23 protein-coding genes are annotated in these 23,868 nt (G+C 67.6%); 5 read left to right on the top strand and 18 right to left on the bottom strand.

All coding sequences use genetic code 11. The features are described 5' to 3' along the window. Window positions 1–278: 278 nt before the first annotated feature. The 3 genes from ACQY39_RS21920 to ACQY39_RS21910 form a co-directional block, all read right to left on the bottom strand. The gene (locus tag ACQY39_RS21920; RefSeq protein ID WP_428510905.1) at window positions 279–563 is read right to left on the bottom strand and encodes a DUF2917 domain-containing protein; all 285 of its coding nucleotides are present in this window, start codon (window positions 561–563) and stop codon (window positions 279–281) included. Window positions 564–577: 14 nt separating this feature from the next. Continuing rightward, the gene (locus ACQY39_RS21915) at window positions 578–1,198 is read right to left on the bottom strand and encodes a hypothetical protein (RefSeq protein ID WP_428509874.1); all 621 of its coding nucleotides are present in this window, start codon (window positions 1,196–1,198) and stop codon (window positions 578–580) included. A gap of 229 nt (window positions 1,199–1,427) precedes the next feature. After that, a complete protein-coding gene (locus ACQY39_RS21910) occupies window positions 1,428–2,279 on the bottom strand; it encodes a hypothetical protein (RefSeq protein ID WP_428509872.1) in 852 nt (283 codons plus the stop codon). 173 nt (window positions 2,280–2,452) lie between these two features. Between ACQY39_RS21910 and ACQY39_RS21905 the strand changes: the two genes are divergently transcribed. Next, window positions 2,453–3,028, top strand: coding sequence for an IS110 family transposase (locus ACQY39_RS21905; protein WP_428509870.1), 576 nt, complete (start codon window positions 2,453–2,455; stop codon window positions 3,026–3,028). Between the two features lie 87 nt (window positions 3,029–3,115). Then, window positions 3,116–3,424: a transposase gene (locus tag ACQY39_RS21900; protein WP_428509868.1), complete on the top strand. Its 309-nt coding sequence runs from the start codon at window positions 3,116–3,118 to the stop codon at window positions 3,422–3,424. 63 nt (window positions 3,425–3,487) lie between these two features. Here ACQY39_RS21900 and ACQY39_RS21895 read toward each other — a convergent pair whose 3' ends face one another. From ACQY39_RS21895 to ACQY39_RS21875, 5 genes are all read right to left on the bottom strand, one after another. After that, window positions 3,488–4,162, bottom strand: coding sequence for a hypothetical protein (locus tag ACQY39_RS21895; protein WP_428509866.1), 675 nt, complete (start codon window positions 4,160–4,162; stop codon window positions 3,488–3,490). 156 nt (window positions 4,163–4,318) lie between these two features. Then, window positions 4,319–4,480 (bottom strand): hypothetical protein, encoded by a 162-nt coding sequence (locus ACQY39_RS21890; RefSeq protein ID WP_428509864.1) that lies wholly within the window; start codon window positions 4,478–4,480, stop codon window positions 4,319–4,321. An 11-nt stretch (window positions 4,481–4,491) separates the two neighbouring features. Further along, complete coding sequence (locus ACQY39_RS21885) at window positions 4,492–4,914, bottom strand: PACE efflux transporter (protein ID WP_428509862.1); 423 nt, start codon at window positions 4,912–4,914, stop codon at window positions 4,492–4,494. Window positions 4,915–4,953: 39 nt separating this feature from the next. Further along, window positions 4,954–5,217, bottom strand: coding sequence for a hypothetical protein (locus ACQY39_RS21880; protein ID WP_428509860.1), 264 nt, complete (start codon window positions 5,215–5,217; stop codon window positions 4,954–4,956). Next, complete coding sequence (locus ACQY39_RS21875; RefSeq protein ID WP_428509858.1) at window positions 5,214–9,515, bottom strand: hypothetical protein; 4,302 nt, start codon at window positions 9,513–9,515, stop codon at window positions 5,214–5,216. The genes ACQY39_RS21880 and ACQY39_RS21875 overlap by 4 nt, the downstream gene beginning before the upstream one ends. Before the next feature lie 406 nt (window positions 9,516–9,921). Here ACQY39_RS21875 and ACQY39_RS21870 point away from each other — a divergent pair, with 406 nt between their 5' ends. Together ACQY39_RS21870 and ACQY39_RS21865 are read left to right on the top strand one after the other, a co-directional pair. Continuing rightward, the gene (locus tag ACQY39_RS21870) at window positions 9,922–11,322 is read left to right on the top strand and encodes a DNA recombination protein RmuC (RefSeq protein WP_428509856.1); all 1,401 of its coding nucleotides are present in this window, start codon (window positions 9,922–9,924) and stop codon (window positions 11,320–11,322) included. Window positions 11,323–11,350: 28 nt separating this feature from the next. After that, window positions 11,351–12,568, top strand: a complete 1,218-nt coding sequence (locus tag ACQY39_RS21865; RefSeq protein ID WP_428509854.1) for an MFS transporter — start codon at window positions 11,351–11,353, stop codon at window positions 12,566–12,568. Window positions 12,569–12,580: 12 nt separating this feature from the next. Here the strand turns inward: ACQY39_RS21865 and ACQY39_RS21860 are convergent, their stop codons facing one another. The 3 genes from ACQY39_RS21860 to ACQY39_RS21850 all read right to left on the bottom strand — a co-directional run bounded on the left by ACQY39_RS21860 (window position 12,581) and on the right by ACQY39_RS21850 (window position 15,242). Beyond that, window positions 12,581–13,450 (bottom strand): universal stress protein, encoded by an 870-nt coding sequence (locus tag ACQY39_RS21860; protein WP_428509852.1) that lies wholly within the window; start codon window positions 13,448–13,450, stop codon window positions 12,581–12,583. A 70-nt stretch (window positions 13,451–13,520) separates the two neighbouring features. Then, on the bottom strand, window positions 13,521–14,267 hold the full coding sequence (locus ACQY39_RS21855) for a hypothetical protein (protein ID WP_428509850.1): 747 nt from the start codon (window positions 14,265–14,267) through the stop codon (window positions 13,521–13,523). Window positions 14,268–14,393: 126 nt separating this feature from the next. Then, window positions 14,394–15,242 (bottom strand): PA4780 family RIO1-like protein kinase, encoded by an 849-nt coding sequence (locus ACQY39_RS21850; protein ID WP_263518530.1) that lies wholly within the window; start codon window positions 15,240–15,242, stop codon window positions 14,394–14,396. Between the two features lie 119 nt (window positions 15,243–15,361). Between ACQY39_RS21850 and ACQY39_RS21845 the strand changes: the two genes are divergently transcribed. Beyond that, the gene (locus ACQY39_RS21845; RefSeq protein WP_428509847.1) at window positions 15,362–18,169 is read left to right on the top strand and encodes a M16 family metallopeptidase; all 2,808 of its coding nucleotides are present in this window, start codon (window positions 15,362–15,364) and stop codon (window positions 18,167–18,169) included. A 20-nt stretch (window positions 18,170–18,189) separates the two neighbouring features. Here ACQY39_RS21845 and ACQY39_RS21840 read toward each other — a convergent pair whose 3' ends face one another. The 7 genes from ACQY39_RS21840 to ACQY39_RS21810 all read right to left on the bottom strand — a co-directional run bounded on the left by ACQY39_RS21840 (window position 18,190) and on the right by ACQY39_RS21810 (window position 23,845). Further along, complete coding sequence (locus tag ACQY39_RS21840) at window positions 18,190–18,579, bottom strand: copper-binding protein (RefSeq protein ID WP_428509845.1); 390 nt, start codon at window positions 18,577–18,579, stop codon at window positions 18,190–18,192. A gap of 61 nt (window positions 18,580–18,640) precedes the next feature. After that, window positions 18,641–20,074 (bottom strand): multicopper oxidase domain-containing protein, encoded by a 1,434-nt coding sequence (locus ACQY39_RS21835; protein WP_428509843.1) that lies wholly within the window; start codon window positions 20,072–20,074, stop codon window positions 18,641–18,643. 18 nt (window positions 20,075–20,092) lie between these two features. Further along, complete coding sequence (locus ACQY39_RS21830; protein WP_428509841.1) at window positions 20,093–21,544, bottom strand: TolC family protein; 1,452 nt, start codon at window positions 21,542–21,544, stop codon at window positions 20,093–20,095. A gap of 9 nt (window positions 21,545–21,553) precedes the next feature. After that, window positions 21,554–21,979 (bottom strand): hypothetical protein, encoded by a 426-nt coding sequence (locus ACQY39_RS21825; RefSeq protein ID WP_428509839.1) that lies wholly within the window; start codon window positions 21,977–21,979, stop codon window positions 21,554–21,556. Between the two features lie 127 nt (window positions 21,980–22,106). Continuing rightward, a complete protein-coding gene (locus ACQY39_RS21820; RefSeq protein ID WP_428509837.1) occupies window positions 22,107–22,472 on the bottom strand; it encodes a hypothetical protein in 366 nt (121 codons plus the stop codon). Between the two features lie 23 nt (window positions 22,473–22,495). Then, window positions 22,496–23,443 (bottom strand): dienelactone hydrolase family protein, encoded by a 948-nt coding sequence (locus ACQY39_RS21815; RefSeq protein ID WP_428509835.1) that lies wholly within the window; start codon window positions 23,441–23,443, stop codon window positions 22,496–22,498. 135 nt (window positions 23,444–23,578) lie between these two features. Then, on the bottom strand, window positions 23,579–23,845 hold the full coding sequence (locus ACQY39_RS21810) for a hypothetical protein (RefSeq protein WP_428509833.1): 267 nt from the start codon (window positions 23,843–23,845) through the stop codon (window positions 23,579–23,581). Window positions 23,846–23,868: the final 23 nt, after the last annotated feature.

Genomic DNA, 23,868 nt, shown 5'->3' with positions numbered 1-23,868 from the left:
TGCCGCTTGACGCTACAGGAATGTCCGGCAAGGGCATTGCTGCCCCTGACGATCAAAGACCGACGGGCTTCTTTTGGTAGAGCCGGTCATTGAAGCCGGATCGCCTCCACGGCTGGCGCAGCCCCTGTAGCGTCAGCCCCTCCGAGACATTGATCTGCCTTGCGCGCCAGAGCCATGGCTTTGGCAGCTGACGCATCCCGCCTCAGCGCGAGCTGCGCTGCAACCGGATGCGGCAGCCCTCCGGCCCCCGGTGCGCCCAAGTGAAAGCGGCCCGGGCCTTACAGCAGGGTGTTTTCGCCGCCCTGCAGGTGCCGGTCTTCGAGCCGGCCATCCTGGGTCAGCCAGAGCTGGCCGCGCTGAACTTGCAGGCGGGCGCTCTGGTGGCGGCGCAGCTGCAGCAGCTGGCTGGCTGGCTGGCTTGCAAACTGAACGCATGAACCAAGCCTCCGTGGGCCTAAATTTTCCAATGTCCCTTCTTCTTGTAGCCGCTCGGCTTCAGCACAGCGAGATGTAGCGTCGAGAAGAGGTGGTCGCGGAGAGCAAGCGAACTCAAGCTGTTCCACCTTGGAGTTAGAACTCACGGCGACTGCGGACGACCCGCTGGCACTCGCACAAACGGAGTCGGTGTGAAGTCAGTCGAACCCAAAGATGCATCCCGGACTGCACGCGACCGAGTGCTTGGTGGGCACTTGCCTAGTGCCTCCGCAGACGCCTCAGGCGTGCTCTTGGAAAGCAAGAGCACTCCGGGAGCGGGTAGTGTCATGCCAAAGAAGTTCCTGCCGGTGCTCGTGGTGATGTGCAGCTTGCCGATGTTGACGACCTCTCCCGCTGCAAGCGTGAATGGCAGTTTGAACTGCCCTTCTTCGCGAATGGAATAGCCGCTACCTCCACCGGCAAAGTTGTAGAAGTCGTAGGTGTAAACCTCATACCGTCCTGCGGGCAGAGCAATGCAAAAGTGAAGCCCCTTCTCCTGTCGGTCGGGCCAGATGTAGTCGTGCGCAGTGTCTGTGCCAAACATCGATCCGGTGGTCCAGTTCAAGCGACCGCGAACTTCCTTGTCGGCAATGTTCCTGTAGTACGTAGAGATCGAGTTGAAAGCGTGGGAGCACTTGGATTCACGCGGCGTGCAATCGACAGCGTAGGTGCCAATGACGTACGCACGCTCGGGCTCTGGGATGGCTGCTAAGCGTTGGTTCATGATCTCGCTCGTTGTAGTGCACGCTGAGAGCGCAATCGTTGAGGCGCAGAGAAGCAGTGAAAACTTTTGGTGCATGGTGTTTGATCGAGGTTCTGAGGTACGACGTTGGAGCTGAGCTGAGCTGACGCTGCCGGCCGGGCGCTTGGGCCGCGAGTCGGACGATAGTCAGGGAAGCCTCACGGCCCAAGCGCCAGGCCAGTGAAGGTTCCATCGATATAAAGGTTATGCCTCACTGCTCGGCGCTCACTGGGAAGCTGTCGAGCGCTTCCAAGAACTGCTGAATCCCATTGCTTCGACGGGAGTAGCAGCGTGCGACAGGCATCCTTGTTCCTGCGTTCTTGATGCGCTGCTTCATCTTGGCGACTCGGTCTGACCAGGCTCCATCAAGTAGAACGAAGTCGCAGCAGTTCACCGGTACCGCCGCGTGAATCATGTCCATGACGTCGTTGTCAACGAGCGGCAAAGTCGGGTCAAGAATGAACTCTCGCATCAGTTCCGACATGATGACGGTCATGCGCGTGCGCTTGGTGGTTGGCCGCATGTTGCGGAGCGCTCGAACGTACTCGGCGTCGGCTCGTTGTACTTCAAACCCGGTGCGAATGAGATCAAGCGTTTCTCGCGTGACGATCTCCAGCAGCGAATAGTTGTCGCGAGCCATGGCAATGAAGCCTCGCATCGTGAATCCATGCGGTTCGTCTTGGGCTCGCTCTGCGAACAACTTCAACTGTGGCAAGTCAGCCGGCGGCCAGAAGCGCCGAGCGTTATCCTGTTCCAGCTGTTCTTGTTCTTGCAGCTTGTCGAACGCGAAGTCTGTCAGGAAGATGTTTGGCAGGAGCCGTTCGATGAACTCTTCTGCTGCTACCGTGTGGCGGCGATCGTCGTTCCGCGCGAACTCTGCGAAGGTGAAGTTCGAGAGTAGCAGCGTGCCGCCCTGCCTAAGCAATGCGGCTACCAACCTGTCCTGAAGTTGGCGCTCATCGGAGAAGAGCCGTATCGCCCAGTGGTCAAGGTAGACCGTTGGCGACGGGAATGATTGGCGCACCCTCGTTTGATCGCCCGATACATAGAACTCAATCGGCATGGTGAGCAGTATGCGGGAGGTTCATTTGTGACGCCTGGACAAGATGGCTTCGCGAACTCGGGCGGCCCGACTCCTGCGATGCCGTAGGTTGCAGGCACAAGGCCTGTAGAGCTACACCAATGCACCCGGCGGACGGGCTGCCGGGGCGTTGCAAGTTAGTGAGGAGTCGGGCCATGAGCAAATCTAGCATCTTGTTCGTCGGATTGGACGTCCACAAGGACAGTATCGACATCGCCGTGGCGGATGCGCCGCGCGACGGCGAGAACCGCCACATCGGCAGCATTGGCGGCGACCTCTCCGCGCCGGACAAGGCGCAGCGCAAACTCGTCAACCGCGGCCAGCCCCTGCACATCGTCTACGAGGCCGGCCCTTGCGGCTTTGTCATCTGGCGCCACCTCACAGCCCAAGGACTGCACTGCGAGGTGGTTGCCCCTTCGTTGATTGCGTGCCCCAGCGGTGACCGCATCAAGACCGACCGCCGCGACGCGATGCTGCTGGCCAAGTTGGCCCGCTCGGGTGACCTCTCGGTCGTGCGTGTGCCCGACGGGGTGGACGAGGCTATACGCGACCTGGTGCGCACCCGCGAGGACGCTGTGCGCGAGCAGCGCAACGGCCGCCGCCACCGCCTGAAGGCCTTGCCGCTGCGCAATGGCATTCCGTACACCGGCAAGTCCTCTTGGACGGCCGCTCAATTGAGCTGGCTGGCCAAGGTCAAGCTGGCCTACGCGGCCCAGCAGATCGCCTTCTAGGAATACCTGCATTCCATCACCGAGGCCGGCGCTCGTATTGCCCGTCTGGAGCAGGCCCTGCGCGATGCCTTCCCGGATTTGGGTTTGATGCCCACCATGCAGGCCCTGCAGGCGATGCGGGGCGTGCAGTTGATCGCCGCGATGACCCTGGTGGCCGAGCTGCAGGACTTTCTGCGCTTTGAGTCCCCGCGCCAACTGATGGCCTATCTGGGCTTGGTGCCGACCGAGTATTCCTCCGGCCCCAAATGCCGGCAAGGAGCCATCACCAAGGCCGGTAACAGCGCGGCTCGGCGCATGTTGGTCGAAGTGGCCTTGCCTCTTGACAGAGAGAAGCCATCTCAACGTACCAGTTCACCGGCTCTAGCAGGAAGGCGCCGTAAGCTTGGGCTGTGGTGATGCACCATGTGCCTCAGTCTCGGCTTGCGGCGATTGCCGTAGGGAGTCCAGTTGAGAAACGGGCTAGGCCGCACTGTGGGCAAGCGCCGAGTACTCGACTTCTCGCAGCTCACAGCCGTCGCTAGAGTATGACGGCGCGTAGACATATGACTCCTCATTGGGAGCCAACAGCCAAACTATGGCCGGTTTCGTCGCCAGCAGCGCCTTCCACTTTTTTGCTGAATTGATCGAGACTGTCTCTGCCGGCTCACCAGTGGATAGTTTCAGTAGGTCGGCCCTGAGGCGCCTCAGCTCCTCTCCGGACTTCTTCACCTCGCCAAGGATTCGGGGGGGGCTATCGCCGGTTGCTTCGTGGGCAGCCAAATCAAAAGCCCAACCTTTGGGCTGCATGCCCAACTGCTCCTTTGGCCACCCGTGCACAAGGTGTAGGCGGGCCAGTGCTGCGAAGGTGATTACAGGTTCAAGCCACAGGGTGATCGGTCTGGGCGACTTGGTCTTGTGACCCTCCCAGAATAGAACTTCCTGAGCTGTGCTCATGTTTGCGCGGTATCGGCCTCCATGGGTGTCGCAGACGACTCCATAGTCGATGGCCAGCATGCAATCTTTGGCGTCCGCCTCAGCGACCCTGATCGAGGCCTTGTTGAAGCCCGCTGCGTCGTAGTTGCGCTTGCGGTCCGAGCAGTATGTGGTTAGCCAATCGGTACACACCCGTTGAGTAAAGCGCTGGAGAATATCCATGGGTTTGTTTGTGCTGTCTAGAAAAGATGGCTTTGTGACGCCGGGCGGCCCGACTCTTGCGATGCCGTAGGTTGCAGGCACAAGGTCTGTAGAGCTACACCAGTGCCGCCTGCAGACGAAATGCATGGGCGTTGAGAGTTTGGGAGGAATCGACCCCTAAGAAAACTTAGCATCTTGTTCGTCGGGTTGGACGTCTACGAGGACGATATCGACGTCGCCGTGGTTGATGCACCATGCGACGGTGAGATCCTCCATGTCGGTAGCATCGCCGGTAATCTTGCAGTACTGGACAAGGCGTTGTGCAAGCTTGTCTTCCATGGCTAGCCCCTTCAGGTCCGCGCCGAATCCGGCAAACCAAACACCCGGTCAAACGCCCAGGTGAATGCGATGGCGTAGACGAAGAAAAACGCCAGGATGGCGAGGTCGGCGATCAGGGCTTCGAGCAGGCTGATGTCCAGCCACCAGGCCATCAGCGGCACGAGGAACAGCACCAGCCCGCCTTCGAAGCCGATGCCGTGCAGCAGGCGCCGGCCCAAGGACCGGCCCTTGACCGCTTGACGCGCCTCCCAGCGCTCGAACAAGGCGTTGAAGACATAGTTCCAGGCCAGGGCGATGCTGGACATGGCCAGGGCCAGCAGGGCCGAGGACTGCAGGGAGGTGGCGAACATCCAGGCCACGGTCGGCCCCACCATGGCCACGGCAATGGCTTCGTACAAAAGGGCTTGAAGGACGCGGCGTTGGCGGGGGCTCATGGGCCCGGAGTGTCGCAGCAAGGCGCGGGTACTTTGCACTCAGCGGGGCGCAATACGGCGCCGCTTGCCCAGCTCCAGCCAGCCCAGCGCAAAACCCAGCCCGGCAGCCCCCCAGACCGCTGACGCCACCAGCTCAAAGCTGTTGATCAGCTTCGGCCGGTACCAGGCCAGCACCGCCGGCGGCGCGCCGAAGAACTCGAACCAGGCCGGCCCGCCGGCGATGGCCGCCCCATGGATCAGCGCGCCTGCGACGGCGATGAAGGCGGCCACTTGCAGGCTGAGTGTTGCGGAACGTTTCATCATTGCGGTGTTCCTGAAGTGTCTGGCGAGTTCACAGGCGGCGGCGAGCGTGGCTTGGGCGGCGCCTCTCGCCACAGCCCGCCTTCGCTGAAGCAGTCCCAGCCCCATTTCAGCCAGCGCAGCAGGGAGGCGGCCAGCCACAGGGCCCAGAGCAGCATGGCCAGGCGGTACAGCCACAGCGGCGCGCTGATCACCCAGGCTTGCGCGGTGCCGGCGCCAGCGCTGAAACGGTCGGCGTACCAGCTGAGCAGGCTGGCGTGCGAGTCATGGCCGGTGATCATCAGATCCGGCAGGCCCAGCAAGCCGACCTGCAGCGCCTGCAGCAGCACCGCCACAAAGCCCAAGGCCCAGAAGCCCAGCAGCACTTGCAGACCGATGAAGGGGCCTCGCGCCAGGCCGGGGCCATGGCGCTTGCGCAGCAAGAGCAGCAGAAAGCCCGCCACCACCCAGGCCAGGCCGGCCAGGCTCACCGGCGCCAGGCCCAGGCCCAGCAGCAGCCAGGCCGAGAGCTGGAGCGGCAGGCCCGGCACGCGGCTCAAGCCCAGGGCCAGAATCGCCACCGCCAGCAGCGCGCCCCAGAACAGCACGGCCGGGCCGAGTAGCGGCCCGCCCAGGGCCAGCACGATGCGGTCGCCCGGCACGTGGATCTGCAGGCTGCCATTCACGCCGGCCGCGCCCAGCTGCACGCTGGGGCTGCGGAACCACCAGCCCATGCCGCCATCGTCGGCGCGCCAGCGCAGCTCCAGCCGGTGCTCGCCCGGGGTGATGGGCAGCTGCAGGGCGCCGTTCTTGGCTTGCAGGGGCAGCTCGGCGCCGTTCAGGCTCAGGCCTTGCAGGGCCGCGCCGGCGGGCAGCTGCAGGGTTTGCTGGCCGCCCAGGCTGGAGCGCAGGGTGGCGCTGAGCTTGAAGTCGCTGCTGCGCGCGCCGGGCGTCACCTCGGTCAGCACCTGGTCCCAAGTCAGGGTGGGGCCGGCCACGCCGGCCGGTCTGCTCAAATTCAGCGTCAGCTGCTCGCTAGGCCAGGGGCGCCACAGCGGCTGCCAGCGGCCGCCTTGCTGGTGCACCACCGGGGCCAGGCCCTGGTGTTCCACATGCCAGAGCGTCGAAGCATCCAGCGTCCACTGCTCGATCTGCTGGGTGGCCGGGTGGCTCTTCAACGTCAGTTTCGCCTGCGGGCGCAGCTCGCTGTCGAACTCCAGCACCTCGGCCGCGCCCAGTTGCACGCTGGCCAGGCCCTCGCTGATCTGCACGCTGTTGTCTTGCACCGCCTCACCAGGCAGCAGCTGCCATTGCACGCGCAGCGGCGCGCGGCTGGGCGCGATGCGCTCAATGCGGGTGTGCACGGTCCAGCGCAGGCCCAGCTCCAGCTGGCGCTGGATGCGCACAAAAGCGGGCAGGGCATCGCGCGGGTTGTTCTGCGCGTCGGCCCCGCCGGCGCCGGCCTTGTCCTCGCCCGCACTCTGCTCGCGCAGCAGGCTCAGCGCCGCGCCGGGCAGGCCCTGGGCATTGAGGCCTTGCAGGCGCCAGCCGCGCAGCTGGCTTTTCAGCTCGCGCACCGGCAGGGGCAGGCTGATGTCCAGCTCCTGCACCGGCGTGGCGCCCAGATCGGCTTCCATGCTGATCTGGCTGATGCCGGCTTTCAGGGCGATCCAGAGCTGGCCCTGGGCATCGCGGCGCAGCGGCGCGGGCTGGCCGTCCAGCAGCACCTGGCTCGGTTGCCAGGCGCCGGCCTGGCCGGGCAGGGGCAGGGCCACATCGGCCTGCGCATGGGCTTCCAGGCGCAAGAGCACGCGCGAGCCTTCGGCTTGCAGGTTCAGGCGCGCCAGCTCGGCGCAGCGGGGCAGGCAATCGGGGGCGGGGCGCAGGCGCTGGCGCATCTCGGCCAGCAAGGCCTCGGACGGCGGCTGCAGGCCGCTGGACTTCTGGGCTTTCTCCGCAGGCGCGGGCTTGGCCGGTTCGTTCTCGGCATGGGCCGGATCGGCAGGCAGGCTCAGTCCAAGGGCGAGCGTCAAGGCCAGTGCTGCGCTGGTGCCAGCGCCGGCCTTGGCGCGTCGTGGCCACCAGGGCTGACCGGTGCGGCCGCTGGCCAGGGCCAGCAGGGCCGCCAGCATCAAGAGCAGGCTGGCCACGCGCAGCAACGCCGTGCCGGTCGGCGGCAGCAGGTAGAGCTGCAGCGCTTGATCGGCCTGCACCGGGCCTTGCCAGATCAGGGCATGTTGCTGCCAATGCCAGCTGGGCAGGCCGGGGCCGGTCTGCACACGGGCGCTGGGATCGGCTTGGTCCAAACGTCGTGCCTGTTTCAGCGGCTCGGGGGCGGCATCGCTGACGGCATTCTTGAGTCGGCTGTAGCTGGAGCCCTCGGGCGGTGGTACGACCATTTCAGCGGGCGGGATGAAGGGCGGGGCCGCCGCAGGCACGGCCGTTTCAGCCTGGGGCAGGCCATGTTGAACGGCCGGCTGGTCCAAGGCCGGATACATGGCATAACGCAGCTGGTCCACGCCAAAGGGCAGCAGCAACAAGGCGATGGCCACCATGCAAACCTGCTCGGCGCGGCGCAGCAGCAGGGCCAGGCGGGTGAATTTCTCGGCCATGGCGCCCAGGTTGAGATTGATGGCCATCAGGCCCAGCCAGAACAGCCACAGGAACTGCGGCGCATCGCGCAGATGCCAGCTGCACACCAGGGCCACGCCCAGCAGCAGGCCGCGCGGCCAGCCCAGCAGCCGGCCTGCGGCCAGGGCGCTGAGCAGCACGAAGAAAAAGTCCCAGAGCGACCAGGCGCCCAGCCAGGAGCCGGCCACCCGGTCGGGCCCGCTGGCGTGCAGCAGGCGCCAGCCGGGCGGCAGGTGCAGGGCCGTGCGGGCCGATTGGAAATCACCGCTCCAGCCGCTGGCCGGCAGCGTCGAGCCGGTCGCCCAGCGGCTTTCTGCGGTGATGTTGGCCGTGCCTTGGCGCACCTCGATGCCGTCGGGCTGGGACGGTGCCGAAGCGGCGCTCGGCCCCCGCCGCGTGATCAGCTGGTCCTGGCCATCGAGCTCGGCTCGGCCCAGGGCGCCCGGCGCGGCCAGCTCCAAGCGGGTGGAGCGGCTCAGCTCGCCCTCGATGCGGTCTTGCGCGGTGTAGCCCTGACCGTCGAAATCGAGCCAGAGCTGGCGCACCAGGCGCAGCTGATCGGGCGCCGGCTCGGGGTTGCCGCGCCGGCTTTGCTTGATTTGCAAGGTGGCGCCCGGCGCCATGCGGTAGGACGGAAAGCTCTGCCAGCCCTCGGGCATGACGGTCTGCTTGGGGTCCACGGCGGGCGCGCCTTCAATGCTGACGACGCGCAGCTCGTTGTGCGCCGAGAAGGCCCAGACCTCCTCGCCCAGCGGGCTCTCGCCGGGCTTGGCAGTGGCGGCGGGAAGGGTCAGCGCTTGCGTGGGCGCCATGCCGCGGGCCAGCAGCTCCACGGTCCAGCGGCCCGGGCGGGCCTGCACCAGCAGGGCGCCGTCTTCGCGCAGCCGGGCCGGCAGGGCGCTGCTCAGCGCCTCGGCCACCAGGCCCGGCAGCAGGGCTTGGGGCAGCACCAGCTCGCGGGCGCGGCCCGAGACGGCCAGCTCGATGTGGGTGTTGATGCGCATGGGCACCTGGTCGTCGATGAGGCGCGCGGTGCGCACGCTCAAGGCTTCGCTGCTGGCGCTGTCTTCGCGGCTGGCCTTCAGCCAGAGACGGCCCTGGGCATCGGGCGTGCGCTTTTGCGCCTGGCCCTCGAGCCAGAAATTGAGCAAGCCCAGATTAGGCGGCAGCAGCAGACCTTGCGGCGTGCTGGTCCAAGGGATCTGGCCTTCGATGACATGGCGGCCCGGCTCTAGGCGCACGCTGGGCCGGCCCTGGGCCAGCACCACGGCCAGGGGCTTGCCGGCGCTTTTCACGTCCTGGGGCCAGAGGCTGGGCTTGCTGTTGCCCGAGCCTGGCGCATCGTCGGCCGCTTCGCCGGGCAGGGGCAGCAGGCTGGCCGCGCCGTAGACCTGCACCTCCAGCCGGAAGCTGGCGCCGCCGGGCCCTGCGCGCAGCTCCAGCCGTGCCGGCCAGAGGCAGTTACGCAGCTCGGCGTCGCCGGGGCGGCCCGGCTGCAGCGGGCAGAGCTGGCTCTCCTGGCCTTGCATGGCCCAGGGCAGCCAATCGCGCAGGCCTGGGGGCAGCTCTTGCGGGCTCAGGGCGCCGGCTGCGGCGGCCCAGGCGCTGCTGCCGAGCAGGAGCAGGCCCAGCAGATGCTGCTTCATGCGGCGGGCACGACCGGCTCGCTCAGATCGGGATTCAAGGCTCATGCCAGCACTCCTGGGCTCCATCAGATCGCGCAGCTTAACTGCCCGCTCCCACGGCATGCCAGGGCGGAGAACCCGGGGGCCTGCTCACCCGACGGATACCTGTGCGAGAGGGGCAGAAAAGACCCCAGGCTAGGCGGACGACGAAGCCCAGGCTGGCTGCCTGGGCGAGGAGTTCAACGACGAATGGGGCCTTTTCTGCCCCTCTCCCGAAGGGTTGCCTCACAAGTCACCGTGCACGTTGTTGCAAAGCCTCGCCGGGACCTGACCCCGGCTTCGTTTTGCGCCTTGTTCACGGCGACTTGTGAGGCAACGCATCAGGTATCCGTCGGGTGAACAGGCCCCGAGCGCATGTGCGGCCACCGCCCGTAGCGCCAGCTGCCGCCGCCATGGCTGAGACAATGCGGCCATGAGTCTTGTTGAGTTCTTGCTGCTGTCCTTGTTGGTCTTGGTGCTGCTGGCGCTGTTCCTGCTCTGGCGTCAGGGGCAGGCCAACCAGGTGGGCGAGCAAGACCCGACCCTGCTGCGCCTGCAGCAGCAGCTCAGCCAGGGCAATGAGCGCCTGGAGCGCGAGTTGCGTGACGAGCTCAGCCGCAGCAGCGCCGCCACGCGCCAGGAGCTGCAGCAAAGCCTGGGCCGCTTCCAGCAGGCGCTGAGCCAGGGCTTGCAGCAGAGCAACCAGTCCCTGGGCCTGCAGGCGATTGCGGCCCGTGAGGCGCAGGACGCCGCCGGCCAGCGCCTGGCCGAGCAGCTGGGCCAGCAGCTGCGCGCCCTGGCCCAGACCGTGGACCAGCGCCTGGGCCTGATCCAGCAGGACAACGAGAAAAAGCTCGAACAAATGCGCGCCACTGTGGACGAGAAGCTGCACGCCACGCTGGAGCAGCGCCTGGGCGAGAGCTTCAAGCAGGTGGCCGAGCGCCTGGAGCAGGTGCACCAGGGCCTGGGCGAGATGCAGGGCCTGGCGCGCGATGTCGGCTCGCTGAGCCGGGTGCTGGGCAATGTCAAGACGCGCGGCATCTTTGGCGAGGTGCAGCTGGCCGGCCTGCTGGAGCAGGTGTTCACGCCCGAGCAGTACGCGGCCAATGTGGCCACGCTGCCGGGCAGCGCCGAGCGGGTGGAGTTTGCGATTCGCCTGCCGGGCCAGCGCCAGGACGGCCAGCCGCTTTGGCTGCCCATCGACGCCAAATTCCCGCGCGAGGATTACGAGCGCCTGCTCGATGCCCAGGACCGCGCCGACGCGCCCGCCGCCGAGGCCGCCGCCAAGGCCATCGAGCAGCGCCTGCGCGCCGAGGCGCGCAGCATCCGCGAGAAGTACATCGCCCCGCCGCACACCACCGATTTCGGCATCCTGTTCCTGCCCACCGAAGGCCTCTACGCCGAGGCCTTGCGCCGGCCCGGCCTGATGGAGGCGCTGCAGCGCGAACACAAGGTCATGCTGGCCGGCCCGACCACGCTGCTGGCCACGCTGAACAGCCTGCAGATGGGCTTTCGCACCTTGGCGCTGGAGAAGCGCTCGGCCGAGGTCTGGGAGGTGCTGGGCGCCGTCAAGACCGAATTCGGCAAGTTTGGCGAGGTGCTGGCCAAGACCAAGAAAAAGCTGGATGAAGCCAGCCAGACCATCGATGCGGCCGAGACTCGCACGCGAGTGATGACACGCAAGCTCAAGAGCGTGGAAGCGCTGCCGGACGATGCCGCCCAGCAGTTGCTGCGCCTGAGCCTGCCGGGGGACGAGGAGCCGCTCCATGGCGGCGGGGACGGTGCCGATGAGGCACCGCGCGGAGGAGGAGAACGACCGCCTTCAGCTGTTTGAAGGCGGGACTCTTCGAAAGCATGTTCCTTTGACCCACGAACCTGACCCCACCGATCCAGACACCCAGGCCCACCGCGCCAGCGCGGCCGCTCTGCGCCGCGCCTTTCCCTGGCTGATCGCCACCCTGATCACCCTGCATGCCTGCATGGCCAGCACCCGTGTGGCGGCCAGCCTCTGGGTGCTGGATCAAGGTTACGGCGAGTGGACCGTGGGCCTCTTGCTCAGCCTCTTCGCCGTGGCGCCCATGGCCCTGGCCTTGTGGGCCGGGCGTCAGGCCGACCGCTATGGTTTCCACCGCCCGGTGGGCATCGGCGTCAGCATGGCCTTGTTCGGCGCCTGCGTGGCCCTGGCCTGGCAGGGCGTCTGGACGATTGCCTTCAGCTGCCTGCTCAGCGGCGGCGCGCTCAGCGTGGCGGCCGTGGCCATTCAGCGCGAGGCCGGGCTGATGGCCGACGACCCCTCGCAGCTCAAGCGCGTGTTCAGCTGGGTGGCTCTGGGCCCGGCGCTGTCCAACGCCCTGGCCCCCGTGGTGGCGGGCCTGCTGATCGACCATGTCAGCTTCCGCGCGGCCTTTGCCCTGGCGGCCTTGCTGCCCCTGCTGTGCTGGCTCATGGCCCGGCGCGTGCCGCGCCACCCGCCCAAACCGCAGAGCGCGGCCCAACGTGCCCGCCCGGCCTGGGACCTGCTGCGCCAGCCGGCTTTGCGCCAGCTGCTGCTGCTCAATGTGGTGCTGGCCGCCTGCTGGGACGCGCACAGCTTCGTCGTGCCCGTGGTCGGCCATGCGCGCGGCCTGAGTGCCTCCAGCATCGGCGTGGTGTTGGGCAGCTTTGCGGTGGCGGCCACCGTGGTGCGCCTGGCCATCGTGCGCTTCTCGCAGCATCTCGATGAGCTCAAGGCCTTGCGCAGCGCCATGCTGCTGGCCACCGTGGTGCTGGCCGGTTACTACTGGCTGCCGGGCACGGCCGGCCTGATGGTGGGCTCGGCCCTGCTGGGCCTGGCCTTGGGTTCGGTGCAGCCCATGGTGTTGTCCATGCTGCACCAGGTCACGCCGCATGAGCGCCACGGCCAGGCCCTGGGCCTGCGCATGCTGGCCACCAATGGCGCGACCGTGGCCATGCCGGTGGGCTTTGGCTTGCTGGCGGCGGCCAGCGTGGCGGCCGCGCCGATGTGGCTGATGGCGGGTTTGCTGCTGCTGGCACAGTGGCCCGCCGCACGCCTGACTCGCCATCAAGACGGCGCAGCCTGAGCGTCACCGGCTTCAGTGCGACATCAGCACCGGCACTGTCATCGACTGCAGCATCGAGCGGGTGACGCCGCCCAGGACCAATTCCCAGAGCCGGGTCTGGCCGTAGCCGCCCATGACGATCAGATCGCTGTCGCTGTCGGCGGCGTGCGACAGCACGGCTTCGGCCACGGAAGCATCGGGGATGAAGGAAGACATCAGGCGCTCGCCCATGGACGGGTCGCGCTGGTGCAGCACCTTCAGCGTGCACTCGATGCCGTGCAGGCGCAGATAGGCCTGCGGACGCAGCAGCGGTTCGGGGCCGAGCTCGGCCTTTTCGGCAAAACGAACCAGCTCGACATGGCGGGCGCGCTGTAGAAAGGGCAGGGCATCGCGCAAGGCGCGTGCGCTCTCGCGCTTGTCGCACCAGGCCACCAGCACGCGCTCGCCGCAACGCTCCAAGGGCGTGTCGTTCACATAGGGCACAAACAGGATGGGGCAGGCGGCCGACACCAGCAGGCGGCCGATCAGGCCATCGGCCGAGCCGTCGGGCACTTGCGGGTCTTGCTGGCTCATCACCACGAGATCGCAATTGCGGGCACGCTGCACCATGGCTTCGACGGAGTCCGCCATTTCGCTGCTGAAGCCGATGTCGCCACCGGCCGCCTGGACCAGCGCTCGCGCGCGCTGCGCACGGCGGTGGTCGCTGCCCTCGTGCAGGTCCAGCGCCAGGCTGGCGCCTTCCGGCGAGATAAAGGCCCCGGTGTTGCTCGGCGCCACCGCATGGACGGCTGAGAGTTCGGCGCCCAGGTTCGCGGCAAAGCGCTGCGCCAGGGCGATCACTTGGGCCGAGTGAGGCTGGTCATTGACATGCACCACCATGGATCTGAGTTTGCTCGCGCTCATGGCATCCCCTTCAGAGTTGAGTCACTGCACGCTCAAATGCTAACGCCTGCCAGCTGGTTTGACGGCGAAGTCAGTGCCCGTCTTGCGGACCGTAGAGCATGAGGCCGGCCAGCAAGCAGGCCATGGGCTCGCGCTGCTCGGCCGGCAGCTGGCGGTGCTGCCAGATCCGGCCCGGGTGCAGCACCTCGACCGCGGCCAGGCTGCCGCCGCGCAGGCTGTCGACCCGGTAGCCCAGGGCCGGGGACCGCAGGCTTTGCTCCACCACCATGCCGTTCTGGCTGCGGCGCTCGGCGATCTGGCTCATGCGGTACTCGGCGCCGCCGACCTGCATGCGGCCTTCCAGCGGCTTCCATTCGTCCTTGAGCTCCAGGCGCGCATCCTGGTCGCCGTGCTGGCAGCTGCAGGACAGCGTGGCCTTGCGGCTCTCCAGCAGGACGCCGATCTTCAAATCCCGCTCCTTGGCGCGGTACTCGCAGCTACCGTCCCAATCGCGCTGACCCTTGAATCGGTACTGGAAGCCCTGTTTGTGGGTCTTGCTGCTGAAGAGGCCCAGGGTCATGCTCTCGCTGCTGCTCCAGCCGCGCTTGACATGGCTGACCTGGTAGGGCCCAAGCTGGAAGTCCTCGGCCGCGAACAGCCCGGTGCCCTTGGCGCGGGCGCTGACCTCCAGCACCTCGGCCGTGCTGGCCAGATCGCCGGGCGCGGCCATGCGGGTCGGCGCGGTGACGCAGCCCGTGAGGGCCAGCAGGGCCGTCATGGGCAATGCGAGCCAGCGCTGCTGCAGGCGGGCGGAGTGCAAGGCGCGGAGCTTCTTCATGGGGCGAGGGGCCGTTCGGGTGGGAGGGCCGCAGTGTCGCTGAGGTCTCTTAAAACGCGCCCGGAATCAAAAATTTCAAAAGCAAGTGCAGCGAAACGCGCTCAGTGGGCCTGCTTCGATAGGCCTTCAGGGCGCTTGCTGCATGCGCAGGCGCCGAGCGGCGTCTTCGTCGCGCGCATCGTCGATCTCGCGCAGCACGCCGCGCAGGTCGACCGGCCGGTGCTGCTGCTGGAAGCGGCCGCTGAGCGGGCTGTCGGGCGTCAGATTGCCGCGCTCGAACAAGGCCCAGAGTTCGTTGCCGAAGTCGCTGGCCAGCAATTCGGGGGCAAAGCGGCCGAAGAAGTTACGCAGATTCTCGACGTCACGCAGCAGCATGCGTTTGGCGTGGTTGTTGCCGGCGGCATCGACGGCTTGCGGCAGGTCGATGATCACCGGGCCGTCCTCGGCCAGCAGGATGTTGAACTCGGACAGGTCGCCGTGGACGATGCCGGCGCAGAGCATGCGCACCACCTCGCGCACCAGGGTGGCATGGTGGCGCCGCGCCGCTTCCGGCGTGAACTGCACATCGTTGAGGCGCGGGGCCGCGTCGCCGTTGGCATCAGCCACCAGCTCCATCAGCAGCACGCCCTCGAAGAAGTTGTAGGGCTTGGGCACGCGCACGCCGGCGGCGGCCAGGCGGTAGAGCGCGTCCACCTCGGCGCTTTGCCAGGCGGCTTCCTGCTGCTCGCGGCCAAAGCGGCTGCCCTTGGCCATGGCCCGGGCCGAGCGGCTGTTCTTGACCTTGCGGTTCTCGGTGTAGTCCACGGCTTGGCGGAAGCTGCGCTGGGTCGCTTCCTTGTAGACCTTGGCGCAGCGGGTTTCCTCGCCGCAGCGTACGACGAAGACCTGCGCCTCTTTGCCGCTCATCAGCTGGCGAGCGACGCCGTCGATCAGGCCTTCTTCGAGCAGGATTTGCAGGCGCTTGGGTGTTTTCATGGGCCGATTGTCCCAGCCTCGGCCGAGCTCTGCCGCAGAATGCCGGAGTTCGCCGCCGCTGGCGGCGGGTCTTTTGTGTTTCCGTGTGTTTGTGCCCCTGGCTGATCGGTCGCCCCACCATGTTTCTGCCCGCTCCCTTTCGACTCTCCCTCGTGCTGCTGGCCTGCAGCTTGGCCCTGGCGCCGGTGCAAGCCGCCACCGCGCCGACTAGCGCGCGGCCGGCGAAGACCGCACCCAAGCCCAAGTCGAGCCAGCCGCTGACAGCTCCTGTGGTGGCAGCCAAAGCCGAGTTCGTGCGCGAGCTCGGCGGCATCGAGGAGTACCGCTTGCCCAATGGCCTGCAGATCCTGCTCTTCCCCGACGAGGCGCAGAGCACGACCACGGTCAACATCACCTACCGCGTCGGCAGCCGCCACGAGAGCCAGGGCGAGTTCGGCATGGCCCATCTGCTGGAGCACCTGGTCTTCAAGGGCACGCCCACGCACCGCGACATTCCCGGCGCCTTCGCCGAGCGCGGCGTGCGCTTCAACGGCACGACGACGGCCGATCGCACCAACTACTTCGCCTCCTTCAATGCCAGCGAGGACACCCTGGCCTATGTGCTGGGCCTGGAGGCCGACCGCATGGTCAACAGCTTCATCGCCAAGTCCGACCTGGACAAGGAGATGAGCGTGGTGCGCAACGAGTTCGAGCGCGGCGAGACCGAGCCCATGCAGGTGCTGTTCAAACGCGTGCAGGCGGTGGCCTACGACTGGCACCCCTATGGCAACTCGACCATCGGCCCCAAGAGCGATATCGAGAACGTGCCGATCGAGCGCCTGCAAGCCTTCTACAAGCGCTTCTACCGCCCCGACAACGCCACCGTGCTGGTGGCCGGGCGTTTCGACAAGGCGGCCGTGCTGCAGCGCATCGCCACTCAGTTCGGCCCCCTGGCCCGACCAACGCAGGCCTTGCCCGTGCTTTACACCGAGGAGCCGGCCCAGGACGGCGAGCGCACGGTGACGGTGCGCCGCGTCGGCGGCCAACCGACCCTGCTGGCCTACTACCATGTGCCGGCCATCGCCCATGCCGACTCGGCGCCGCTGCTGGTGCTGAGCCTCTTGATGTCCATGCCGCCCAGCGGTCAGCTCTACAAGGAGCTGGTCGAGAGCAAGCTGGCCATCAACGCTGGCCTGTTCGGCCTCGGCAATGCGGCGCCGGGCGGCATTTCGGCCCTGGCGATCCCGGCCAAACAGGAAGACTTCGACAAGGTTGAAAAACTGCTGCTCGACCTGGTCGAGGGCCGCAGCGCCAAGCCGTTCGAGGACAGCGAGCTGCAGCGCGTGCGCGAGGTGGCGCTGAACTCCTACCGCCAGCAGATGAAGAACCCCGAGGCCTTGATCCAGCAGATCTCGGGCTTGCTTGGCGCCGGCGACTGGCGCCTCTTGTTCCAACTGATGGAAGACCTGCCGCGCGTGACCCTGGCCGATGTCGAGCGGGTGCGCAAGGCTTATTTGCAGCCGGCCAACCGCACCCTGGGCCGCTATGTGCCGGCCAAGGAGGTGGCACGGGTGGAGATCCCTGCCGCACCGCCGCTCGATCAGCGCCTGGCCGAGCTCAAGGGTCCGCCCAAGGTCGAGGAAGGCGAGCGCTTCGACCCGACGCCCGAGCATCTGGCCGAGCGCACGCGCAGCCAGACCCTGCCCAGCGGCATCGAGCTGCACACCTTGAGCAAGCGCACGCGCGGCAACAGCGTGCATCTGCAGCTGCAGCTGCGCTGGGGCGAACGCGAGGCCACCTTTGCCCGCCGCGGCACCGGCCTGATCAGCGAGCTGATGCTGGAAGGCAGCCGCAGCCTGGACAAGCAGGCGCTGCAGGACCGGCTGATCCGGCTCAAGGCCGGGCTGTCGATCTCGGGCGCGGACCAGGGCGCCGTGGTCAACATCACGGCCGAGTCCGACAGCCTGCTGGAGACCCTGGACATCGTTGCCAGCCTGCTGCAGCAGCCGCTGCTGCCGGCCGATGCTTTTGATCGCATCGTCAAGCGGGGCATCGCTCGCCTCGAGGGCGCGCGCTCGGAGCTCGAGACCCTGCGCCAGGAGGCGGTGCGCGAGCACTACAACTTCGCCCTCGGCGTGGTCCAGGGCCATCCCGATTACCAGCTCAGCATCGCGCAGCGCCTGGCCGAGCTGCGGGCCATCCGGCTTGATGATTTGCGCAGCTTCCATGCCGACTACTGGTCGGCCAATGAAGCACGTGTCAGTGCCGTGGGCCCGCTGCCCGCCGGCCTGGCCGAGCGCGTTGAGGCCCTGTTCGGTGCCTGGAAGAAGCCGGCGGCGCCGCGCTTTGTGCGCTATGAAGCGAAGCACATCAGCATTCCTCCGGCGCGCTTTGATGTGCCGGCCAAGGACAAGGCCAATGCCATCCTCCGCATGCGCCTGGAGTTCCCGCTCAATGAGCTGGACCCCGACTACTTTCCCCTGGTCCTGGCCAGCCAGATCTTCGGCGCCGGCGGCATGGAAAGCCGCCTGGCCAGCCGCGTGCGCCAGCAGGAAGGCCTGAGCTATGGCGTCGGCGCATCGCTCGGCGTGCCGCGCTGGGGCAATGACGCCACTTTGTCGATCGGCGGCAGCTTTGCGCCGCAGAACCGCGACAAGGTGCTGGCCTTGATCGACGAGGAACTGCTCAAGATGGCCACGGTCGGCGTCAGCGAGGCCGAGCTGGCTCGGGCCAAGAAAGACGTGTTGGAAGGGCGTCTGCAAGGCCGCGCCGACGACGGCCAGCTGACGGCCACGCTCAGCCACTTGGCCGAGCGCGGCGAAGGCTGGCCGGCCGTGGCTCAGCGCGAGGCGCAGATCCGCGCCGTCACACTGGAGCAGGTCAATGCCGCCTGGGCCCGCCACATCAAGCGCGAGACCTTTGTGATCTCGACCGCCGGCGATTTCTGATCGTGCCGGTCGGCCCGGCCTCAGGGCCGGGCCGCGTCCAGCTCGGTGATCAGCAGGGTCGAGCCTGACTGCTGGACCTTGAAGCGGACCCGGTCACTGACCTTGAATCGATCGAGCATTGCCGCCTCCTTGACCGCGAACACCATGGTCATGGGCGGCATGTCCATGCCGCTGATCTCGCCATGCTTGAGGGTCAGCTTCTTGCCGGCGCGGTCGATTTTGCGGACCTCGCCTTCGCCCTGGCCTTCCATCATGCCGGCGGCATGCGTGCTGTGAGCGCCATGTGCAGGCGCGCTGGCGGCCGGCGTTTGCGCTGCGGCCGGCAGGCTGATGCAGAGGAGCGCGGCGGCGGCTAGCAGTGCGGCCGAGAGGGTGGCGGCCTGGCCGCCTGCTCGGGTTGATGTGTTCATGAGATGTCCTTGCTGAGTCGAATTGAGAGGGTGAAAAGGGTTGGAGCTCGTCGGCTGCGCATCAATGCCCTGAATGGCCGCTGGGCTTGCGCGCCCGCAGCTCGACGGCCGGGCCGGCGGCGGGCTGTTGCTGCGCCTGTTTTTGGGGCAGCGCCGTTTCGGCCGCGAAGCGGGCCGGCTCGGGCAGGGCGCCGGTCCACTCGAAGGCGACTTCGCCGGGCGGGTGGCGGTACCAGCCCGGGTCGCTGTAGTCGCCAGCTTTCTGGTCTTTGCGCACCTTCAGCACCGAGAACATGCCGCCCATCTCGACGCCGCCGAAGGGGCCGTCGCCGCTCATCATGGGCAGGGTGTTGTCGGGCAGGGGCATGGTCATTTCGGCCATATCGGCCATGCCGCGCTCGCCCATGACCATGTAGTCGGGCACCAGGCGGGTGATCTGGCGGGCCAGCTGGCTGTGGTCGACGCCGATCATGGTGGGCAGGCCGTGGCCCATGGCGTTCATGGTGTGGTGGCTCTTGTGGCAGTGGAAGGCCCAGTCGCCTTCCTCGTCGGCGATGAACTCGATCTGGCGCATCTGGCCCACCGCCACATCGGTGGTCACCTCGGGCCAGCGCGCCGTCTTCGGCACCGGGCCGCCATCGGTGCCGGTGACCGTGAACTCATGGCCATGCAGGTGGATGGGGTGGTTGGTCATGGTCAGGTTGCCGACGCGGATGCGCACCCGGTCGCCCTTGCGCACATTGAGCGTGTCGATGCCGGGGAAGACCCGGCTGTTCCAGCACCAGAGGTTGAAGTCCAGCATGGTCATGATCTTGGGCGTGGCCGCGCCGGGCTCGATGTCGAAGGCATTGAGCAGGAAACAGAAGTCGCGGTCCACCGGTTCGATCAAGCCTTGCTGCTTCTTGGCCGCCGGCGCCGGGTGGGTGACCCAGAGGCCCATCATGCCCATGGCCATCTGCGTCATTTCGTCGGCATGGGGGTGGTACATGAAGCTGCCGGGCCGGCGCGCGACGAACTCATAGACAAAGGTCTTGCCTGGCTGAATCGACTTCTGCGTCAGGCCGGACACGCCGTCCATGCCATTGGGCAGGCGCTGGCCATGCCAGTGGATGCTGGTGTGCTCGGGCAGTTTGTTGGTGACGAAGATGCGCACCCGGTCGCCCTCGACGACCTCGATCGTCGGCCCCGGTGACTGGCCGTTGTAGCCCCAGAGGTGGGCCTTCATGCCGGGCGCCAGTTCGCGCAGCACCGGCTCGGCCACCAGGTGGAACTCCTTGACGCCCTGGTTCATGCGCCAGGGCAGGGTCCAGCCGTTCAGGGTCAGCACCGGCCGGTAGGGGCGGCCGGTGCTCGGTTGCAAGGGCGGCGCGCTGTCGGCCGCGCCTTGCAGCACGGGCTCGGGCAGGCCGGCCATGGCCACGCGGCTGACGGCGCTGGCCGAGACGGCGGCGGTCAAGGCGCCGGCGCCCTGGAAGAAATTGCGTCGGGAAAGCATGATCGATAACTCCTGAAATCAGTGGGCTGCAGCGGCGGCGCCAGTGGGCGCTGCGCCGCTGCTGACGGCGGCCGCGCTGTCAAGTGCGGGCTTGCCCAGGCGTGCCATCTCGAGCTCGGCCTGGGCCAGCCAGAAATCACGCAAGGCATCGATGGAGGCGCGCACGACGCCGATCTGGGCGCGCGTGTCCGCCAGCAGCTCGAACACGCTGATGAACATGCCGTTGTAGCGCAGCAGGTTTTGCTCGGAAATGCGTTTGGCGGCTGGCAACAGCTCGTCGCGGTGGTGGCGGGCGATGTCGTAGGCCGAGCGGTAACCCAGATAGGCTTCGCGCAGCTCCGAACGGGCGGCGATGGCGGTCTGGGCGGCGCGGTGCACGCTCTGCATATAGACGGCCTCGGCCTTTGCCACCCGCGCATCGCCCCAGTCGAACAGGGGCAGCTCGAAGCGGATGTCGTAGCCGGTTTGCACGGGCGCTTCGTTGGAACTGTTGCGCTGCGCGCCCAGCTCCAGCAAGTTGATGAAACCGCGGACCCGGCTCAGCCCCAGGCTGCGCGCGCTGGCCTCGACCTGGCTGCGGGCCGCCTGCACATCCAGCCGGCTGGCCAGGCCGGCCTGTTCGATCTCGGGCTGCTCGAGGGCGGCGGCCGGCAGCTCGGGCAGGCGCGCGGGCAGGGTGAGTCGCGCGGTCTGCGCACCCCAGAGGCCGAGCAGGCGAATCAGTCGTTCGCGAGTCGCCAGCCCCGCCGCTTCGGCGCGGGCGGTTTGCAAGGCGGCCTCGGCATAGAAGCCATGTTCGCGCGCTTGCTGCAAGGCATTCCAATTGCCGGCCTGGGCCATGCGCCGGCCGAGCTCGGCGCCGGCCTCGGCGGCCGCCTGGACTTCGCGCGCATAGGCCGCGCTTTGCTGGGCCGCCACGGCGAGGAGATAGGCCCGGCGCGTGTCAGCGGCCAGGTTCAGCACTTCCAGCGTCAGCTGCTGCTGGCGGGCCGTCAGGCGCCGGTTCTCAAGTTCGCGCGCCCAGGGCAGGCCGATCAGATGGCCCAGGTCGAAGGAGGCGCCGCGCTCGATCTCGCGTTCGTCGCCACGCCGCATCCGGCCCAGGCTGAAGCCGGGGTTGGGCAGGCGGCTGGCTTGCACGCGCTCGGCTTCGGCCATGCCCAGCTCCGCCAAGCTGGCTTGCAAGCCGCGGTTGTTGAGCAGGGCGATCTGCACAGCGGTGTCGGCGCTCAAGGGTGCGGCCAGCAGCTCGCCGACGCGTTCGGCCACGGCGCGCAAGTCCTCGTCGCTGTGGCTGGGCTGGACGCTGGCGCCGAGATGCTTGCGCGCGGCCTCCTGGACCGGCGCCAGGGCGGCCTCAGGCTGGAGGCTGGCACAGCCGGCCAGGGCCATGGCAGCGGCCAGGGTCAGCAGGCTGCCGATGCGGCGCCGGCCGAGATGATGGTGTGTTTGTGTTTGGCAGGGATTCATGGGCACGGCTCAGTGGTGGTGGCTGTGGCCGCCGGCCTTGGGGGCGGGTTCGGGTTTGGCTTGGCTCGCGGGCACGCTCGCCGCTGCGTTTGCAGGGCTGGCGTCCAGCGGGCTTGCGTTCGCTTCGCGTGCATAGGCCCGCCAGCCGCCGATGCGCTGGACGCGCTCGTTGCTGGCCTTCCAATCGCCCAACTCGGTGCCCAGCTCGGTGCCCGGATCGGCGCGGTAGCTCTGCAGAGCGGAGCGGTAGCGCAGTGGTGGCAGGGGCACGTTGGGGTCCAGCGGGTCAGCACTCAGGCTGGTGTTTGGGCTGGGGCTGGTCGATCGTGGCGTTTGGGCCGAGGCTGTGGGGGCCAGAGCAAAGGCCAATGGCGCGCACAGCAAGGCGCACAGCAAGTGGCGTGGGAGCGCCATGCCCGGTGCAGGAAATTTCATGGTGTTCTCGCGTGAATCAGCAAGGACCGGAGGGAGGCTCCGGGCATCGACGCAAGCGTCGGGCGCCCCGGAGCCGGGCTGGGTCAGTGGGCTGAGAGTCCGGCACATGCGGTGCCGGCCCGGCCGATCAGCGGGGCGGGTTTCGCGGTGGACGTTCGAGCCCGCCCGGCAGCACGCGGGCGTGGCTGGCGATCAGGGCGCTGGCCTGGGGCAGTTCGCCGGCGACCGGATCCAGCAGGGGCAACACGCTCGGCGGCGCGACCGCATGGCAGCAGGCGGCGCAGGCGCTGCAGCTGCCGGCGTGGTCTGGTGCGGCTTCCTCAAAAGCAGCCGGGGCGGTGGGCTCGGCGGCTTGCTCCAAGGCCTGCTCATGGCACGCCGTGCTGGGCTGGGGCAGCGCCATGCACAAGCGCATGGTCACAGCGGCCATGCCTTGAATCGGCATGGCCACGGCCAGCAGCCATGCCAAGGTGATGCGCCAGAAGATGCCCATGGCGGGCAGTGTATGCCAGGCGCTCAGGGCATCGGTGCCAGCCAGGGCTGCAGTTGCTCGGCGTAGCTGGCCGGCAAGAGGTGGCCGCCGGGGAAACGCAGATGCCGGTTCGCCGTGCCTGGCAGGGCCTCAAACAAGGCTTGGTTTTGCTGGGCCGAGGCGTACTCGTCGTCGTCGGCGCTGAGCAGCCAGAGCTTGTCCTTGCCCGCGAGGCCGGCAAAGAAGCGCTGCGGCGACACGGCGGCCACTTTGTCGTCCAAATGCGGCGGCACGATGGCGGCCACCGCCGTGATGCGCGGCTCCAGGCTGCCCAGGATCAGCGCCATCTGCCCGCCCATGCTGTAGCCGGTGGTCTGCACGCGGCGGGCGTCGATCTGCGGCTGCGGCAGCAGCCAGTCCAGCAGCAGGCGGTAGTCCTTGATGCTGTCGATGATCATCTGCTCATAGGGTTCGCGCTGGCCCCACAGGTCCATATCGCGCATCAGATCGAGCACGCTGTACTCGAGGTTCTTGCGCTCGCCGTGGCGGCGCGCGTCCAGGGCCAGCACGGCATAGCCTTGCTTCAAGGCTTGCTCGGTGACGAGGTGGGTGTGCTCCAAGGTTTCGCCGCCCTTGTACGACGACTGCCACCAGCGCATATGGCTGCGCCCCAGCCCATGCATGGCGATCAGCAGCGGGAACGGCGCCTTGGCCTGAGCCGGGTCGCTGGGGTACTGGAGGCGGCCGTTGACGGCGGCGCCGTCGAAGCTGTTGAAGCGGACCTCGTAGCCGTGCCGGCCCAGGTCTTTCAGCGTCGGCGTGAAGGCGGCCGGAGCGCTGTAGCGGTAGCGCGCCTGCATCTGATCGGGCGAGATTTGATAGGGCTTGAGTGCAAAGATGCCCCACCACAGCGCGGCCGTGGCGGCGATGAGGCCGAGGATGGAAACCATGATCTTGGTGCGAGTTTTCTTCTTCCAGATGGGTGTCTTCATGAGCGGTGAGCTGCCATGGCCCCTGTGGGCCGGGACGGCAAGGCTAAGGGGCCGCGTGTGAAGCATCTGTGAACTCGGCGGTGGGCGGCGCTGATGCCAGCGTGCCCCCGCTCGGCGACATGGCGCAGGGTGGGTTCAGTGCCCGCGCCGCCGCCACAGCGCCAGCAGGGTGCCCAGCCCCGCCAGGGCCAGGCCCAGCAAGCTGCCGGTGATCAGGGCCACGATCAGCATCGAGTCCCCGCCGCCCGGAGCGCGTGGCAGCAGCTCCAGGGCCAGGACGCTGGTCGGCCACATGCCGGCAGCCAACAACCAAGCCGCCAGCGGGTGCAGGCCGCGGCGCAGCAGCCAGCTGGGGGTCAGCAGGCAGGCCAGGGCCAGGGCGGCAAGCGGGAGAAAGATCATGGTGGGCAGGGCGCGGTCAAGCG

The sequence above is a fragment of the Roseateles sp. genome, from assembly GCF_965262435.1.
Classification (GTDB): Bacteria; Pseudomonadota; Gammaproteobacteria; order Burkholderiales; family Burkholderiaceae_C; genus Paucibacter_A.
This window is presented reverse-complemented; position numbering and strand designations above follow the sequence as displayed.

Bases quoted from the DNA above. Each gene is read 5' to 3' on its own strand.
- ACQY39_RS21915 (WP_428509874.1), bottom strand. From the start codon at position 1,198: ATGAACCAACGCTTAGCAGCCATCCCAGAGCCCGAGCGTGCGTACGTC.
- ACQY39_RS21910 (WP_428509872.1), bottom strand. From the start codon at position 2,279: ATGCCGATTGAGTTCTATGTATCGGGCGATCAAACGAGGGTGCGCCAA.
- ACQY39_RS21905 (WP_428509870.1), top strand. From the start codon at position 2,453: ATGAGCAAATCTAGCATCTTGTTCGTCGGATTGGACGTCCACAAGGAC.
- ACQY39_RS21900 (WP_428509868.1), top strand. From the start codon at position 3,116: ATGCCCACCATGCAGGCCCTGCAGGCGATGCGGGGCGTGCAGTTGATC.
- ACQY39_RS21895 (WP_428509866.1), bottom strand. From the start codon at position 4,162: ATGGATATTCTCCAGCGCTTTACTCAACGGGTGTGTACCGATTGGCTA.
- ACQY39_RS21890 (WP_428509864.1), bottom strand. From the start codon at position 4,480: ATGGAAGACAAGCTTGCACAACGCCTTGTCCAGTACTGCAAGATTACC.
- ACQY39_RS21885 (WP_428509862.1), bottom strand. From the start codon at position 4,914: ATGAGCCCCCGCCAACGCCGCGTCCTTCAAGCCCTTTTGTACGAAGCC.
- ACQY39_RS21880 (WP_428509860.1), bottom strand. From the start codon at position 5,217: ATGATGAAACGTTCCGCAACACTCAGCCTGCAAGTGGCCGCCTTCATC.
- ACQY39_RS21875 (WP_428509858.1), bottom strand. From the start codon at position 9,515: ATGAGCCTTGAATCCCGATCTGAGCGAGCCGGTCGTGCCCGCCGCATG.
- ACQY39_RS21870 (WP_428509856.1), top strand. From the start codon at position 9,922: ATGAGTCTTGTTGAGTTCTTGCTGCTGTCCTTGTTGGTCTTGGTGCTG.
- ACQY39_RS21860 (WP_428509852.1), bottom strand. From the start codon at position 13,450: ATGAGCGCGAGCAAACTCAGATCCATGGTGGTGCATGTCAATGACCAG.
- ACQY39_RS21855 (WP_428509850.1), bottom strand. From the start codon at position 14,267: ATGAAGAAGCTCCGCGCCTTGCACTCCGCCCGCCTGCAGCAGCGCTGG.
- ACQY39_RS21850 (WP_263518530.1), bottom strand. From the start codon at position 15,242: ATGAAAACACCCAAGCGCCTGCAAATCCTGCTCGAAGAAGGCCTGATC.
- ACQY39_RS21845 (WP_428509847.1), top strand. From the start codon at position 15,362: ATGTTTCTGCCCGCTCCCTTTCGACTCTCCCTCGTGCTGCTGGCCTGC.
- ACQY39_RS21840 (WP_428509845.1), bottom strand. From the start codon at position 18,579: ATGAACACATCAACCCGAGCAGGCGGCCAGGCCGCCACCCTCTCGGCC.
- ACQY39_RS21835 (WP_428509843.1), bottom strand. From the start codon at position 20,074: ATGCTTTCCCGACGCAATTTCTTCCAGGGCGCCGGCGCCTTGACCGCC.
- ACQY39_RS21830 (WP_428509841.1), bottom strand. From the start codon at position 21,544: ATGAATCCCTGCCAAACACAAACACACCATCATCTCGGCCGGCGCCGC.
- ACQY39_RS21825 (WP_428509839.1), bottom strand. From the start codon at position 21,979: ATGAAATTTCCTGCACCGGGCATGGCGCTCCCACGCCACTTGCTGTGC.
- ACQY39_RS21820 (WP_428509837.1), bottom strand. From the start codon at position 22,472: ATGGGCATCTTCTGGCGCATCACCTTGGCATGGCTGCTGGCCGTGGCC.
- ACQY39_RS21815 (WP_428509835.1), bottom strand. From the start codon at position 23,443: ATGAAGACACCCATCTGGAAGAAGAAAACTCGCACCAAGATCATGGTT.
- ACQY39_RS21810 (WP_428509833.1), bottom strand. From the start codon at position 23,845: ATGATCTTTCTCCCGCTTGCCGCCCTGGCCCTGGCCTGCCTGCTGACC.